Annotated in this window: 13 protein-coding genes and 1 pseudogene; 8 read left to right on the top strand and 6 right to left on the bottom strand. The window is 68.9% G+C overall.

Going from position 1 to position 14331, the window contains the following annotated elements; translation table 11 throughout:
• The 4 genes from ACWD3I_RS44445 to ACWD3I_RS44430 all read left to right on the top strand — a co-directional run.
• Positions 1 to 399 (top strand): M4 family metallopeptidase (locus ACWD3I_RS44445; RefSeq protein WP_365404068.1); only part of this gene is annotated, 399 nt, incomplete at its 5' end.
• Between the two features lie 3 nt (positions 400 to 402).
• The gene (locus tag ACWD3I_RS44440; protein WP_365404071.1) at positions 403 to 1440 is read left to right on the top strand and encodes a hypothetical protein; all 1038 of its coding nucleotides are present in this window, start codon (positions 403 to 405) and stop codon (positions 1438 to 1440) included.
• Positions 1441 to 2319: 879 nt separating this feature from the next.
• Entirely contained in the window at positions 2320 to 2754 is a 435-nt protein-coding gene (locus ACWD3I_RS44435; RefSeq protein ID WP_365404073.1) for a hypothetical protein, read from the top strand.
• Positions 2751 to 3236: a zinc-binding dehydrogenase gene (locus ACWD3I_RS44430; protein ID WP_451084368.1), complete on the top strand. Its 486-nt coding sequence runs from the start codon at positions 2751 to 2753 to the stop codon at positions 3234 to 3236. The genes ACWD3I_RS44435 and ACWD3I_RS44430 overlap by 4 nt, the downstream gene beginning before the upstream one ends.
• A gap of 333 nt (positions 3237 to 3569) precedes the next feature.
• Here the strand turns inward: ACWD3I_RS44430 and ACWD3I_RS44425 are convergent, their stop codons facing one another.
• Genes ACWD3I_RS44425 through ACWD3I_RS44415 form a run of 3 tightly spaced genes read right to left on the bottom strand, consistent with a single transcriptional unit; the run spans position 3570 to position 6588 of the window.
• A complete protein-coding gene (locus tag ACWD3I_RS44425) occupies positions 3570 to 4679 on the bottom strand; it encodes a M20/M25/M40 family metallo-hydrolase (RefSeq protein WP_365404076.1) in 1110 nt (369 codons plus the stop codon).
• Positions 4676 to 5791 (bottom strand): o-succinylbenzoate synthase, encoded by a 1116-nt coding sequence (menC, locus tag ACWD3I_RS44420; protein WP_365404079.1) that lies wholly within the window; start codon positions 5789 to 5791, stop codon positions 4676 to 4678. Before menC ends, ACWD3I_RS44425 begins: the two co-directional genes overlap by 4 nt.
• On the bottom strand, positions 5788 to 6588 hold the full coding sequence (locus tag ACWD3I_RS44415) for a GNAT family N-acetyltransferase (protein WP_365404082.1): 801 nt from the start codon (positions 6586 to 6588) through the stop codon (positions 5788 to 5790). The genes menC and ACWD3I_RS44415 overlap by 4 nt, the downstream gene beginning before the upstream one ends.
• Before the next feature lie 101 nt (positions 6589 to 6689).
• Here ACWD3I_RS44415 and ACWD3I_RS44410 point away from each other — a divergent pair, with 101 nt between their 5' ends.
• Complete coding sequence (locus tag ACWD3I_RS44410) at positions 6690 to 8354, top strand: PucR family transcriptional regulator (protein ID WP_365404086.1); 1665 nt, start codon at positions 6690 to 6692, stop codon at positions 8352 to 8354.
• A 724-nt stretch (positions 8355 to 9078) separates the two neighbouring features.
• Here ACWD3I_RS44410 and ACWD3I_RS44405 read toward each other — a convergent pair.
• Both ACWD3I_RS44405 and ACWD3I_RS44400 read right to left on the bottom strand, forming a co-directional pair.
• A pseudogene (locus tag ACWD3I_RS44405) lies at positions 9079 to 9640 on the bottom strand (transposase family protein); the annotation flags it as partial.
• Between the two features lie 60 nt (positions 9641 to 9700).
• A complete protein-coding gene (locus ACWD3I_RS44400; RefSeq protein ID WP_365404089.1) occupies positions 9701 to 10816 on the bottom strand; it encodes an ABC transporter substrate-binding protein in 1116 nt (371 codons plus the stop codon).
• A 157-nt stretch (positions 10817 to 10973) separates the two neighbouring features.
• Here ACWD3I_RS44400 and ACWD3I_RS44395 point away from each other — a divergent pair, with 157 nt between their 5' ends.
• Together ACWD3I_RS44395 and ACWD3I_RS44390 are read left to right on the top strand one after the other, a co-directional pair.
• Positions 10974 to 11450, top strand: coding sequence for a MarR family winged helix-turn-helix transcriptional regulator (locus ACWD3I_RS44395; RefSeq protein ID WP_365404092.1), 477 nt, complete (start codon positions 10974 to 10976; stop codon positions 11448 to 11450).
• Positions 11451 to 11553: 103 nt separating this feature from the next.
• On the top strand, positions 11554 to 11706 hold the full coding sequence (locus ACWD3I_RS44390; protein WP_365404095.1) for a hypothetical protein: 153 nt from the start codon (positions 11554 to 11556) through the stop codon (positions 11704 to 11706).
• A gap of 207 nt (positions 11707 to 11913) precedes the next feature.
• On the opposite strand, the gene ACWD3I_RS44385 is transcribed toward ACWD3I_RS44390, so the two are convergent.
• The gene (locus ACWD3I_RS44385; protein WP_365404098.1) at positions 11914 to 13563 is read right to left on the bottom strand and encodes a PucR family transcriptional regulator; all 1650 of its coding nucleotides are present in this window, start codon (positions 13561 to 13563) and stop codon (positions 11914 to 11916) included.
• A 238-nt stretch (positions 13564 to 13801) separates the two neighbouring features.
• Between ACWD3I_RS44385 and ACWD3I_RS44380 the strand changes: the two genes are divergently transcribed.
• Positions 13802 to 14260 (top strand): RidA family protein, encoded by a 459-nt coding sequence (locus tag ACWD3I_RS44380; RefSeq protein ID WP_365404221.1) that lies wholly within the window; start codon positions 13802 to 13804, stop codon positions 14258 to 14260.
• Positions 14261 to 14331: the final 71 nt, after the last annotated feature.

Below are 14331 nucleotides of genomic sequence, written 5' to 3'. Positions count from 1 at the left end.
ACCGGCCGCGACAACGGCGGCGTCCACATCAACTCCGGCATCCCCAACCACGCGTTCTACCTCGCCGCCACCACCCTCGGCGGCCACGCCTGGGAGCGGGCCGGACAGATCTGGTACGACGTCCTGACCGGCGGCGAGTTGGACGAGCGCGCCTCGTTCGCCGACTTCGCCAACCTGACCGTCAAGGCCGCACGCGAGCGCTTCGGCAACGGGGACGAATTCGATGCGGTGGAGAAGGCCTGGGAGCAGGTCGGGGTGGGCCAGAATAGGCGGTACCAGCTCAGTCTCCCCAGCGGTCCTGTCGCCGGGCAGGTCGGGCGGGATTACGCCTGTCCCGTCCCGCCTGGTCATACCCCGCCTGGTCCCGATGTCGGCGGCGACGATGACGACGAGTGGTGATCCGTGGGGGACATCGCCAAAGGCGCCCTGGTAGGGGCCTGGACGCTGGTGGTGGGATGGATCCTGCCGGCAGCAGTCAACCTGAGCGTGTTCTTCTTGGCGGTCGCCCCCAGTCTCCGAACCACCACCCCCCTTTCGCAGATATGGCCTACCACCAGCGCTAATGTGGCCCTGCTCCTGCTATCCAGCTCCGTGGTCCTCGGCCTGGTACTCAACGCTCTTCAAAATCCCCTCTATCGCGTCCTGGAGGGCTATCTCCTGTGGCCCGCCCGTCTGTACGAAAGAGCCTGTGCCCGCCGCCGCCAGCACAAGTGGGATCTCCAGGACCGCCTGCGGCTGCTGCGTCTGCAGCGTCGGCTGCAGTCAAGCAACCATCTCCCTGTGCTCGCCCAGGCGGACCTGACTCGCCTCAGACACCACCCGCGCATCATGCGAGCTGCGCAAAGGGACCGTCGCCGTACCGCGGCTCAGCGAGCGCTACTCCGGGAGGAACTGCGCCGTTACCCGGTCGACGACGCACAGATCGCGCCTACTCGGCTCGGCAACGGCATCCGCCGCTTCGAGGAGTATGGATACGACCGGTTCCGCCTGGACACTCAAATCCTCTGGAACGAGCTCACCGGCTCAGCCCCGGAGCAGGTGAGGCGCCAAGTCGACGTCGCCCGTGCCAGCGTTGACTTCTTCGTCGCCCTGCTTGCCGGCCACGCCGTTGTCTTCGCAGCCGCCGTTGTCACGGTGTCCTCGACAGGCGGTCGCGTCGCTGCACTCACAGGCACCGCCATAGCACTCGGATGCCTGATTCCGGTGTGGTACCGGTCCGCCGTGGCTGCGACCGACGAGTGGACTGCTGCGGTACGCGCCTTGGTCAACCTAGGCCGCAAGCCCCTTGCCGAAGGGCTCGGTCTGGTCCTGCCGGAAGAGCTCGAAGAGGAACGGGCCATGTGGGCACTCGTGAGCAAGCTGTCGCGGGTTCCCTACCGGGATGGGGCCACAGCTCTCGATCCTTACCGTGCCGTGCCCCTGCCTCCGCCTGTGGGGTGAGCGCGCCGCTGCGCTCAGCCCTCCGGCCTGCTCGACAAGGGCACGGCGCTGGTAGGACAGCCGGTCGCAGACGAACTGCCCACTCACAGCTGGGTCCGGCTCTTCTGCAGGTAGCTGGTGATGCCGTACGCCGTTGCCGATCGTGGTCGGACGGCGGATCGTCATGTCCCAGGACGTGGTCTTGGAGGCGGCGATGGTGTCGTGGTTGGAGGAGCTCGAACGGCGGGAGGCTGCTGCGCGGGAGGACGTGTTGTCCTGTCTCGGCTGCAGATCACGCGGGAGACGATGACCGAGATCTTGTCCGGCGACGAGACGGTCTCGGTTGCCGGGGCGGAAGCAGGCGAGGCGGAGATGGACGAGCACCGGTTGCCGTCGGGATCGCGGTCGGGGGTGCGGCTGGTGCCGCACTGGACGCCCGAGTTGGCCGTGGGGTGCTGCCGGGTTCGTACCGGGACATCGTCGAGGTCCTCCAGGACGCGGTGCATCCGATGCGGGCGCATGACCTGTGTGCCGCGCTGGGTTTGTCGACGGACAAGAGCAAGGTGGAAGGCTTCCGGTCGAAGCTGAAGCGACTGGTCGAGGGGCTGGTTGGTGGAGGAGGAACCGGGACTGTTCACGCCGTGCCAGGCTCTGGCAACGGCCGGGGATGCGCCGGAGCAGGCCGGGTCTTCCGCCGTGCGCCGCCGCGCCGATGTGGGGTCGGGCTCTCGTCCCTAGCGTCGAAGGTGCCACCCGTTCGTCTGCCCGGAAGCGAGAGCCCGATGACCGCAGGCTATGCGGCCGCCGCGGCGGCTGACCCCTTTGACCGAGCCGCTTCCTTCCTCACTTCTCATCGATTCCCTCTCCCCTCCCGAAGCTCTGCTCCTGTCCCATGAACGGGTGGAGGAAGACGCCGAGAACGGGGCAAGGGAGCTGGTCCGTCTCCTCCTGCAGGGCCACTTCGACCTGCGCGCCCGCCGGGAGGAAGTCGAACTGGCGGCCCTCGACGCGGACGGGCGGGCCGCACTCGCCGCGGTCCGGACCCGGCTGGAGAAGGAGCACCGGCGCCAACTGGCGACCGGGGTCGGGCCGGTGACCGTCTGGGTGCGCGCTGAGCGCTGCGGCCTGCCCAACTGCTATCCGGCCGACCAGGTGCTGGGGCTGCCGCGCGAGCGGCACAGCCTGGGTCTGCGCCTGGGCGGCATCTACGCCCTCCAGCGCAATATGCAGGACTCGCCTCGTGACCACGTCACCATCGCCAACGTCTTGGCCACCTACATTCGCGCCCATGCCGCCGCTCCGCCCCCCCAAAAAAGGGCAGGACGTCGCCGCTGACGTGCAGGCGGCATTCACCGTCCTCGGCACCCGCAACCCTGATCGCGACGGCAAGGAGTTCCTCGCAGGACGAGGAGCGGCTGCGCTCCCGCGGCGCCGACGCTTTCGTCGCTCGTGGCGACGACATCGCACAGCGCGTGCTGGACGTGGTGCCCGGTGGGGTCGAGGCCGTCGCGGACAGCGCCATGCTGCACGAGCGGATCACGCCGGCGATCCGCGACAACGGCCGGCTCGCGGTCCTGCGCTTCTGGGACGGCGATCCCGGCCGCGGCATCACCGTGCATCCTGTGAACGTCCGCACACGCGTAACCGACACCGCGGCCATCGCCCACCTGCGCGAACAGGTCGAATCAGGTGAGCTCACCCTCCGAGTCGCGGCGACCCTGCCTGCAGGCCAGGCAACCGAAGCACATCGGCAGCTCGAAAAGGGCGGCTTGCGAGGGCGGCTCGTCCTTGAGTTCCCGCCCGCAGCGGCTACCTGAGAAGGACGGCGAGTGTCGTCGCTCAGCAATGGATGCGAAGTCCGCCAAAAGGCAGGACGCCCAGCGGGCTCGCGTCGGTTACTGGTAGGCCGCTCAGATCCATGATGGGCGCAGCGGGTGCGGAGAGCCGGCGTCGCCGCATAATGCTGTCGGCCTGGATTGCGCCGCCGCGCGTAGGTGCGGCGGCCCGTTGCGCACCGAGGGGCGTCCGGCCACACGCCGCGGGCGGTCCGGTGCCTCGTCTGGACGTATGGTGCGTGGTACGCCGTGGCCCGAGAGCCTCGACATCGCCGGTTACCGGGCTGAGGGATGGAAGACAGGGCTGCGGCGACGTCACACAGGCGGCAGCAGGCGGGCGACGAGGCTGGCGACGAGGGCCGCCCGGCGGGGCATCTCGGCGATGACGGCGTACTCGCCTTCGGCGTGCGCGTGTGCGCCGACCGCGCCGAGGCCGTCGAGGGTGGGGATGCCGATCCCGGCGGTGAAGTTGCCGTCGGACGCGCCACCGACACTGACCGCGCGGATGTCTCCGAGGCCAAGGTCCCTGGCGGCGACGCGCGCGAGATCCAGCAGGGGCAGCGCCTGGCCCGCCTCCATCGGCGGGCGGTTGGGGCCGCCCTCTACGGTGACCGAGGCACTGGGCAGCGCTGGGGACAGTGCGGCCATCCGGGCATGCAGGGCGTCCTGCTCGGCGCGGGTGGTGGCGCGGGCGTCCACGTGGAAGTGGGCCTCGGCCGGGACGGTGTTGGTCGTGGTGCCGGCGGCGGCGAGAGTGGGAGTGACGGTGAGCCCGCCGGAACCGAACGAGGTGACGGTGCGAGCCTGTTCGGCGAGCTCCAGGAGCGCGTTCACGCCCTTCTCGGGTTCCAGGCCGGCGTGCGCGGCCCGCCCCAGGACCCGCACCACATACTGGCTGACGCCCTTGCGGCCGGTCTTGAGTGCGCCGTCCGCGCTGGCCTCCAGCACCAGAACCGCCCCGGCACGGGCGGCAACCTTTTCGATCAGCGGTCGGGAGACGGGTGAGCCGATCTCCTCGTCGGTCGTCAGCAGCATGCCGCAGCCCGCAGGCGAGCCGAGCGCCGCCATCGCGTACAGGCCCTGCACGACCCCGGCCTTCATGTCGAAGACGCCGGGGCAACTGAGGGTGGTCCGAGTGCACAACGGCTTCGGCCAGCGGGCCAGGGTGCCGACCGGCCAGACTGTGTCGAGGTGGCCGAGCAGCAGCACACCACCCGGCGCCGGCTCCCAGTACAGCGCCGGCCGGTCCCGCTCGGTGATCCACTCGGGCGCGCGGCCGAGCAGGCGGGTGCCCAGCTCGGCGGTATGCTCCGCGACCTGGGTCAGTCGGCCGAAGTCCTCGGACGGCGACTCCACCAGGCACAGGTCGAGGGTTGCCCGGGCCATCTCCTCAGTGCGCGCGGTCAGTTCGTCCAGGAGGGTCATGGCTTGAGCACCTGTGTGGTGACAGTGAGTTCGGCCAGTACTTCGGGGATCGGGGCGACGCCGATGCCGGGCCCGGTCGGGATTTCGATGCGGCCGTCCTCGGTCATCGTGATCGGCTCGGTCAGGTCCTGCTTGAAGTAGCGGTCGGAGGCCGAGATGTCCGAGGGCAGGGTGAAGTTGGGCAGGCCGCCCAGGGCGAGGTTGGCTGCCCGGCCGATGCCGGTCTCCAGCATGCCGCCGGCCCAGACGGGGATGCCGGCTGCCGCGCAGACGTCGTGCACGCGCCGCGCTTCGAGGTAGCCGCCGACCCGGCCGGGCTTGATGTTGACGATTCTGCAGGCGCCGGTGCGGATCGCCTCGTACGCGGCCTGGGCGGAGACGACCGACTCGTCGAGACAGATCGGGGTCCGCACGACGCGGGCGAGCTGGGCGTGGCCGGCGATGTCCTCTTCGTCGAGTGGCTGCTCGATCAAGAGGAGCCCGAACGCGTCGAGGAGCGCGAGGTGGCGGGCGTCGGAGCGGGTGTAGGCGGAGTTGGCGTCCACCTGGAGGAGCACGTCGTCGCCGAATCGCTCCCGCACCGCGGCGACCGGCTCGATGTCCCAGCCCGGCTCGATCTTGAGCTTGATCCGGCGGTATCCGGCGTCCAGGTAGCCCGCCACCGCGTCTAGCAGCTCCGGCACGGCGTCGTAGATGCTCACCGACACGCCGGAGTCGACATGCGTCGCGGTCGCCCCCAGGTGGCGGCTCAGCGGAACTCCGGCGGCCTTCAGCTGGGCGTCGAGCACAGCCGTCTCCACCGCCGCTTTGGCCATCCGGTGCCCGCGTACCGGCTCCAGCAGCGGGGCCACCAGGTCGGCGTTGAGCCGGTCCGCGGCGAACAGGCGGGGCAGCAGATGGTCCGCGACAATCCGGTGCGCACCGTCGGTGAACTCGCTCGAGTACAGCGGGTCGGCGATCGCAACGCACTCGGCCCAGCCCTCGGCCTGGTCGGTGATCACCCGTACCAGCAGCACGTCGCGCTCGGTCTGGGTGCTGAACGAGGTGCGGAACGGGGATGCCAGCGGCATGGCGACCCGCCGAAGTTCGACAGCTTCGATGTTCGGGTTCATTGGTTCCTCGGGCTCGTCGGGATCTTCAGGTCAAGGGGAGTGGTGAGGACGTAGATGCCGTTCCGGTCGGCTCCCGTCCATCGGTATCCGGACCGCAGCAGCGGCCGCATCGCCTCGCGCAGAGCGAGGCGCCAGTCCAGGACCAGGGAAACGTCATCAGGCAGCAGCTCCGGGACGCGCAGCCGCACCTCCTCGCCGGGCCGGGGGCCCACGGCCCGGCGCACCGGCCCTCCCGCCTCACCGATATCCAGCAGGGGGCTGTCGGAACGGGCCGGAGCGGGCGAGCGGCCGGGCTCGGCGGCCGCCAGATCCCAGTGCACCAGGACCCGGTCCGTCGGGATCCCGCGGTTGAAGGCATCGTTCATCTGCCCGTAGAACTCCGCGTGGTACGAGATGCCCGTGGCGCCGAGTCCGGCCAGGTTGAAGGAGGCGTTGGCGGTCCGCAGCGGATCGAAGGTCCAGGCCATCCGTTTGATGCCGCGCTCCAGGCACCAGTCGCGCTGGCCGAGCTTGATCGCCCGGCCCACACCCGTGCGCCGCCACTCCTTGCCGACGCCGACCACGTGCGAGTGCAGCAGGGGCCCGTCCGGATCGGAGCCGAGGAAACCCACCGCCACACCGGCGAGCCGCCCGTCGACGAGGCCACCGAGCACCTGTGCCCCGGCTTGGCTGAGTGCCCGCATGAAGGGAAACGGCACCGGCGGAATCTCCGCCTGCCATACCTCGGTGATCAGGTCGGTCGCGGCCAGCAGTTCCTCGACGCCGGTCAGCTCCCGTACCTCCGTGTTCACGACCATGGGCTGTAGCCTGCCGGATCTTGCCCCACCAGGTTTTGTGCTGAGCATCAAAACTGAGGTCGCCGAGTGGGTGTCTACGACAATCCGGCTAGGGTGGCGCCATGGAGCAAGCCCCCACCCTGCACCGCCTCATCCAGGACATCGGTGAGCCCCTGCTGCGGCTCGCCGTCGATCCGGGCGGCTCGGACCAGCCCCTCGCCGGGGTGGCCATTCACGACCCGGCCGACGGGGAGGGAATGGAGGCGGGGTGTTTGGTGCTGTGCGTGGGCGTGACCCGGGGGGCAGAGCTGCTCACCCTCGGCAGCGCCGCGCAGCGCGCCGGTGCGCGTGGCCTCGCAGTGAAGGGACCGCTCCCCGCCGAGACCGCCGACTGCCCGGTGCCGGTCGTCGAGGTCAACCCGGACGCCTCCTGGATGCACGTCGCGACGATCCTGCGGCAGCGCCTGCTGGACCACTCGCGGGCGCAGTGGGAGCCCGCGGGCGCCACCAGCGACCTGTTCGCGCTGGCCAACACAGTCAGCGCGATGATCCAGGCCCCGGTCACCATCGAGGACGCGGCCTCGGCGGTGCTGGCCTGGTCGGCAGGACAGGACGACACGGACGAATCGAGGGTGGAGACGATCCTCAGCCGCGCGGTGCATCCGAGCCGGCTGCACAAGCTCGCGGAGCAGGGTGCCTTCGACCGGCTGCACTCCACCACCGCGCCGGTGTACATCGAATCGTACGAACCGGGCCTTCTGCCCCGGGTGGCGATTGCCGTACGTGCCAACTCCGAAGTCCTCGGCTACGTCTGGGCAGTCGTCACCGCCCCGCTGCCGGAGGAACACACCCGATGGCTCGAACTGTTCGCCCCGGTCGTCGCCCTGCACCTGGCCAACACCCGCTCCGACGGCTCCGCCTGGGCCCGGCAGCAGCGCCGCGAACTGGCCGCGGCAGTGCTCGCCGGGGGCCCGGCCGGGGAAGGTGCGGCCCGTGAGCTACAACTGCACACCGGGGCGCTGTGTCTGATCGCTGTGGGTCTGCGCCCACGGGACGCCGCCTCGGACGCCGCCTCGGACGCCGCCTCCGCAGAGGCCGCCGTCGCAGCCGCCGGCCTTCGCAGGCTGGAGGACGCCCTGACGCTCTACCTCACCGCAGTGCGCCCCTCGGCGGTGGCCGTGCGCGGCGACCGTGCGGTGTACGTGCTGGTGGCCTGGCCGCAGCCGTCCAGAGACGAGATCCTGGCCGCGGCCCGCTCGTTGGCCGCGGACTTCGTTGCCCGGTCGCCGGGAGGGCCCGGAGGGGACTATCTGGCCGCGGTCGCCGGGCCCGCCGCCGAGCCCGGCCGTGTGCCCGCCGTCCGGGCCCAGGCCGACGCCGTGCTGCGCGCCCTGCGCGGTGCCGGGGGCTCGGCGCCCGCCGTGGCCACCCTCGACGAGACGGCACTCCAGGTGCTGCTCGACCGCCTCGGCGACGTCGCCCGTCCGCTCGGCCTGCCGCCGACCACCGGCCCGCTGCGCCGCCTTGCCGAGCACGACGGCCCAGACGGCGTGCTCACCGAGACCTTCGCCGCCTACCTGGCCGCGGGATGCGTGGCTGAGGGCGCTGCTGCCCGACTGCGGGTGCACGTCAACACCTTGCGATACCGGTTGCGCCGGATCAGGGAGGTGTCAGGTCTGGACTTCCATGACGCCGATCAGATGCTCCTGGCCCAGTTGCAGCTGCGGCTGCGCGAGACGACAGCCCCTTTTCGCACAGACGAGAATGCTCGGCTTTCCACGTTCTGATTGGTCGTCACCTGGCTGCCGATAGGGGTGACAGGGCGCGATCGATTCCGCGGTGAGGCGGGTGGCAGAGAAGCAGCGGCGGTGCTTACGTCCCCTCCCAAGAGGGGCCGAACCATGGACCGGACCGCGGCGCACCGGCAAGGTCTCCACCGCGTTGATTCGCCCCGGCCCGCGGAGTCCACGAACGTGTCCAACCCTCGCCCAGCGACAAGCGAGCGCATTCGGAATCGGCGATCGCGTACGGCTCGGTCAAGTCCTGGAGCCCGCATGGCTCCGACCACGTCCCCGATCTCGGGGAGCACCCGGGCGCCGAGCTGGGCGCCAAGACCGGGAAAGCTGAGGATCACGTCAGCATCCGGGTACAGGGGGAACGCCTCCTCCACCGCCTCCGCGAGGTCGGCTGCGGCCATGCAAGCAGCTTCCAACTGCCACAGGAGGGCGAGCATTTGCTTGCCGCGCGCGTCATCGATCGAGGGCCGCTGGTGGACGTACTCGCCGCGGAAGATCTCCCGTATCCGGTGCGCATCGACTTCGATCCCTCGCGTATGCCCTACCCGCGCGAGCTCGGAACGAAGTTGAGCTCGCGAGAGGCCGGTAGTACGGGAGGAAGCCGGTCCTGCAATCGAACAACCCACTCCGGCTACGGTCACCGTCCGGCTGTTGAAACCCAATTGGGCGTTGGACGTGGCGGTGGGTGATCAGGTATGTGGTGAGGCCGAGGAATGCGATCGGGTAGCACGTCGATCCGCTCGTGGTTCCCGCCATCGATGAGCACGGTGGCATAGCGGTGGCGCCGACGCAGGTCGAAGTCGTCGACGCCGATCGAGCGGAGTATTCGGCCGGTGAGCAGTGGGAAACGCAGCCAGGGTCCGAAGAGCGGTGTGCCGCAAGGCGCCTACCGCGAGTATCGCCGGCAAACGAGCCCTGGCCCGCCAACTCCTTGACCACGGCCATGACTTGCCTGGTCAGAAGATCCGTGCGTCGCTGGTGCGGCTCCAGTACACCAGGCACCCGCTCACGGAAGGTGTGCCGACAGTCTCGCGTGGGACACACCAGTCGCCGCACACGGACCACTGCTCGTCGCCCGTCCACCGGTACATCGAGCACCGTCCGTAGGTGAAAGCCATGCACCCGCCCGGACCGTGCCCCACAACTCGGGCACGGCACCATGTCCACCGGCGTCCGTGCTCGCACCAGGATCCGCTCGCCTTGGCCGATGACGTCCTCGATTCTCAGCGGTAACAGCCCGAGAACACCACATCTACAAGCTCGTTGACATCTGGCACTTAAATGTCAACGGCCTTGGCAACCCTCCGTGACCACCGAATGTGTGACAGGGCCGTTGATCAGACATTCCCGCGTCCGGGGTGCAGGCCGAGCCACCCGGGGGAGGGCGCTCCCGTCACCTCGCCGACGTAGAGAGTGAGCTGCTGCCTGAAGCGCTCGACGAGGCCCCGGTCCGCCATGAAGCCCTCGAAGCCGTCGAGGTGGGCGTTGCCGTACTCCCAGATGGGGCGGTAGCCCTGGTGGGGCTGGACGTCGGTGCGTACCGACCACATGTAGAAGTCGGACTGGGTCCTCTTCGACAGCCACCAGTTCATGTACAGCTTCGCAGCGGCGGGGTGCTTCGCGTGCCGGAAAATGGCAGCGCGCTGGGCCCAGGCCATGAACGGGTCGTGTTTCGGGACGACGAAGCGGGTCTTCACGCCCGCTGCCGGGGTCAGCATGCCGTCCGTGCCCAGCGCGACGGCCGCGGTGCCCGCCTCGACCCGGTCCGCGGGTTCCTGCGTACCTCGCACCCAGGCCACGTCCTGGGCGACGAACCGACGCAGCCACTCCCAGCCGTACTTGTCGACGATGAGCTTGTACAGGTACAGCACCGCATCGTCGTCGTTCGGGTACGTCGAGACGATCTTGCCCTTCCAACGCGGGTCGAGGAGGTCCCGGGCCGACGCAGGTGAAGCGCCACCTGCCGTGTCGACGTTGTAGACGGTGGAGAAGGCGTCGACGAAGATGCCGGTCCAGGTGCCGTGGGGGTCCTTGAAGGCCGGGTGGACGCGGGAGAATCCGGCGGGTTTGTACGGAAGCAGCACCCCTTCCTTCCTCCAGCGGGGGAAGTCCTGAAGGGTCTGCAGCTGTACGACGTCCGGGACGAGGGAGTCGGTGGCGAGCTGGTTGTCGATACGGGCGTCGTGGAACTTGCTGTAGTCCACCACGATGTTCAGCGTGATGCCGGGGAATGCCGTCTCGAAGGCGGCCTTGTTGCCGTCCTGCTGGGTGGCGGTGTCGCCGCCCGCGTAGACGGTTAGGGTGCCGCCCTCCGCCTTCGCCTCGCGGTACAGCTGCTTCAGACCCTTGGACTCCTCACCGGACCGAGCGGCGTATCCCGTTCCGGCGCCCAGTATGACCCCGGCGGCCGTGAGCGAACCTGCGGCGAGTACCTGACGTCGTCCGACCGGCATGGCTGTTCCCCTTCAGAGCGGTGCTTCAGTGCAATGGTCGGTGGAGAAGATACCTGCGTCAGCAGCTTTATTCCAGTCTTCAAGTTCGACGATACGGCATGATTACGTACTGATATGTTCCTGCGGAGAGCCCCAAGGTAGCTGTATCGTCAGCTTTATGAGTGAGCTGCTGAACGACGAGACAGTCGTCCTGTACGGCGACATCCTGCGGCTGACGGATGCGATCGGCGGACGGGCCGAGCGCACCATCCGTGAGGCCGCCGGACTGGGCGGATCCGAGTTCGAGGTGCTCCTTCGTCTGGCCCGCCACCGGGAGAACCGGACCACCAGTGCCCGCCTGGCCGAGGACCTGTCGTTCACCTCGGGCGGGCTGACCCGTCTGATCGCCCGCATGGAGGAGGCCGGGCTGCTTGCCCGCCACCCCCACCCCGACGACCGCCGGGCCGCGCTGCTGGAAGCCACCCCAAAGGGTCGCGAACTGCTGAAACGCGCCCTCGCCTCCCACGTTCCGCAGGTCACCACCGACCTGATGGAGCCGCTCACCCCGGTCGAGCGGCTGATCCTGCGCGAGCTCGTGACCAAGCTGCTGGCCCACTCCGCGCGCGGCACGGTGCAGGGCCCCGCGCGACCGTGACCGGTCAGCCTCGCCCTCCCCTCCAGCCTCTCCCCACCTGAGACGCATGCGGAAACGAACAGGAGTACCCCTGTGGAGATCCTTTTGATCGGCGGCCACGGGCATGATCGGCTCCCGCCTCGTCGCGGAGGCGCTGAGCCGCGGCCGTGAGGTGACAGCCGCGACCCGCTCAGGCTCGGCCGCCGCCTTGCCGGAGCACCCGGCCCTGACCCCGCTGGTCCTCGACGCCTCCGTGCCCGGCCGCTGCCGGCCATGACGCGGTGGTCTCCGTGCTCTCCCCGCCCCGCGACGGCTCCGACCCGACCGCCCCGCTCCTGGCGGTCTGCCCCTCTGACCAGATATCCACATTCGCCCGCCTGATCGAGTCAAAGTGCAGGCCGGATGCCCGGTGCACGGTGACGTCCCGGTGAGCGCCGACCCTCATCGGCTCCGCCGGTACGGCGCTCGCACTCGCGCCGGTGGGTCAGCCGCTTTCGGCGGACGGTCGTTGCCGAGTGAGCCGGAACTCGAGCATCGCCGCAAAGCGTTCGTCGGGATCATCCAGATTCAGTTGCGCGATTTCTGCCGCCCGACGAAGGCGGTATCTGAATGTGTTGGGGTGTACATCCATAGCCGCAGACGCGTTCAGGGTGTTGCCGAGGTGGTCGAGCCATAGGCCCACGGTTGCCGCCATCGTGGTTCCGTGTTCTCGATCGTGGTGACGCAGCTGGGCGATGGGGCCGTCCAGCAGTCCGCCCTGGTTGTGCAGTTGGTCACCGATCTCCAGCAAGAGTGCGTCGATTTGGACGTCGGCGACCATCGCGACACGGCCGGCTGGTTCCTGGCGCAGGACACGTAGGGTCCTGTCCGCATCGTGCCGCGAGCGAGCGAGGTCGGCCGGATCGGATGACGAGACTTCGCGGCCGATGCCGATCGCCACTCCTCCAGATCTGTCCCGTGCACGGTCGACGAAATCGTTCGAAACCCGCTGAGCCATGGCCGTGACATCTTCTTTTCCTCTCCGGATCGGCGCTGGCACGATCGCGTAACACACGTCGCCGACCAATGCGGCGACCGCGCCGGGGACCGCGACCGACAGGTGAAATGCGAAGGAGTCGGTGATCCGTTCCAAGGTCTGCCGTCGCGTTTGCCCGGCGGCCGCCGTGTCAGCCGGGTTCCCATTCGGAAGGGACAGGCCGAGCACCGCGATGGTCCGGTGCGCAAGTCCAAGACGCTCGATCGCGCCCGAGGCCGGGGCGCCTCCCATCAATGCGGTTGCGATGAGGTCCGCGCGAATCTGCCGGTCGATGTCTACACCGATACGGTGCCGCAGCAGTTGCAGCGCAACAACTTTCGCCGCATCGACGAGTACTTGCTCCTTCTCGTCGCTCAAGGGCCCGGGGACAGCCGCCCAGATCGAACCGAGCACTTGGTCACCCGCGCGGACGGCTATCGCCACGCGCGGAAGACCTGGCACTCCTTCGATCTGCGGTGTGTCGATGAAGATCGGTTTCTCGCCGGCGTAGAGCCGTTTGAAGACGCCCGCTCGTTCCTGGGCGAGGCGGGCGTGCTGAGGGACGCCCCGTCCGAGAATCGTCTCGATCCGTGTTTGATCAGCCTCGTTCTGGCGATCGGAGAACGCCAGAATCTGTGAGTCGCGATCTTCGATGGTGATCGGCGCGTCGAGTAGCGATCCGATCGCGTTCGCCAGGGCGAACGAGTCTTCCGCGGGCATTCCGGCCAGCAGTTCCTCACCGCTCCTACTGCTGGAGAGCAGCGAGCGGAGCAGAACGACCAACTGTGCCCACGTTGCTCCGCCCGCGAGGCCGAGCAGGACCACACCGCTGCGTTCGATGCGAGCGCGCAGCTCCGGCTCGAGATCCAGCGGCGCACGTACCACGAGGGCGGGCGCCTGGCGTGACACCGCACGATCGAGCAAGGCCGGCACATCTTGGACGTCGGCGGCGGTACACAGAAGCATGGCCCCAGGGCGAACCGGCGCCTGTTCCCGCGGGTCGTCGACGACGACGTCGGTGATCAACGTAGTTCCGTCGACGCTCCCCGCAAGAACCTCCAGCAGGGTGCCGGCGAGCTTGCTCACGATGTTGTCGAGCCTGGCTCCAGGGCTGGTCATGATCGGCACCCTTCGTTCGCTGCCCGCTGCCCGCTGCCCCAACGGTACGTCGTTGGTGAATCCACACCACACCTCGGTCGAGATTGGTGCAGCCGCACGATGCACGTCGTGGTGAAGCGCAGCACGCTGATGCCCATCGACACCCCCACCCCCGAAGGCAGGCAGCGTTTACATGTTCGTGACACCATCCACCAGCGGTGCATCCGACCACGCGCGGAGCACTGCTTCCGCGTCGCCCATGTCGTCATGGGCGGACAACCTCGCCGAGCTCGGGTTCGAACTGCCGTCGACGGCTGCGTCGATCGGTGTCTATGTTCCGGCGGTGCGGACCGGTGGTCTGGTCTATACCTCTGGTCAGTTGCCGTTGGTGCGGGGATCGATCGAACGACCGGGAAAGGTCGGCCGCGAGGTCTCGGTGACGGACGCGTCGAGGGCAGCGGAAATCTGCACTCTAAACGCACTTGCTGCGATCGATGCCCTCATCGGCCTCGACTCGGTCGTACGGGTGGTGAAGGTGACCGGGTTCGTCGCTTCCGCCGACGACTTCGCCGGTCAGCCCGACGTCGTCAACGGCGCCTCGAATCTGCTCGCGAGCGTTTTCGGTCATGCCGGAACACACGCGCGCTCGGCTGTCGGCGTCGCCGAACTGCCACTCAACGCCCCCGTCGAAGTCGAACTCATCGTCGAGGTTGCCTGACCCTCCACACCCAGCCGGACCCGACCGAGCGACACCCGGCGCGGTCTACCGCGGCTGTCCTCGCCGAATCA

The sequence above is a fragment of the Streptomyces sp. NPDC002817 genome (assembly GCF_053592055.1).
Note: the sequence above shows the minus strand (reverse complement) of the source record. Positions and strands in the feature narration are given on the sequence as shown.

What these genes read in the sequence shown, in the direction of transcription:
- ACWD3I_RS44415 (WP_365404082.1), bottom strand. Translation starts at nt 6,588, where the DNA reads ATGGTCGTGAACACGGAGGTACGGGAGCTGACCGGCGTCGAGGAACTG.
- ACWD3I_RS44385 (WP_365404098.1), bottom strand. Translation starts at nt 13,563, where the DNA reads ATGACCAGCCCTGGAGCCAGGCTCGACAACATCGTGAGCAAGCTCGCC.
- ACWD3I_RS44410 (WP_365404086.1), top strand. Translation starts at nt 6,690, where the DNA reads ATGGAGCAAGCCCCCACCCTGCACCGCCTCATCCAGGACATCGGTGAG.
- ACWD3I_RS44390 (WP_365404095.1), top strand. Translation starts at nt 11,554, where the DNA reads ATGATCGGCTCCCGCCTCGTCGCGGAGGCGCTGAGCCGCGGCCGTGAG.
- menC (WP_365404079.1), bottom strand. Translation starts at nt 5,791, where the DNA reads ATGAACCCGAACATCGAAGCTGTCGAACTTCGGCGGGTCGCCATGCCG.
- ACWD3I_RS44380 (WP_365404221.1), top strand. Translation starts at nt 13,802, where the DNA reads ATGTCGTCATGGGCGGACAACCTCGCCGAGCTCGGGTTCGAACTGCCG.
- ACWD3I_RS44400 (WP_365404089.1), bottom strand. Translation starts at nt 10,816, where the DNA reads ATGCCGGTCGGACGACGTCAGGTACTCGCCGCAGGTTCGCTCACGGCC.
- ACWD3I_RS44425 (WP_365404076.1), bottom strand. Translation starts at nt 4,679, where the DNA reads ATGACCCTCCTGGACGAACTGACCGCGCGCACTGAGGAGATGGCCCGG.
- ACWD3I_RS44395 (WP_365404092.1), top strand. Translation starts at nt 10,974, where the DNA reads ATGAGTGAGCTGCTGAACGACGAGACAGTCGTCCTGTACGGCGACATC.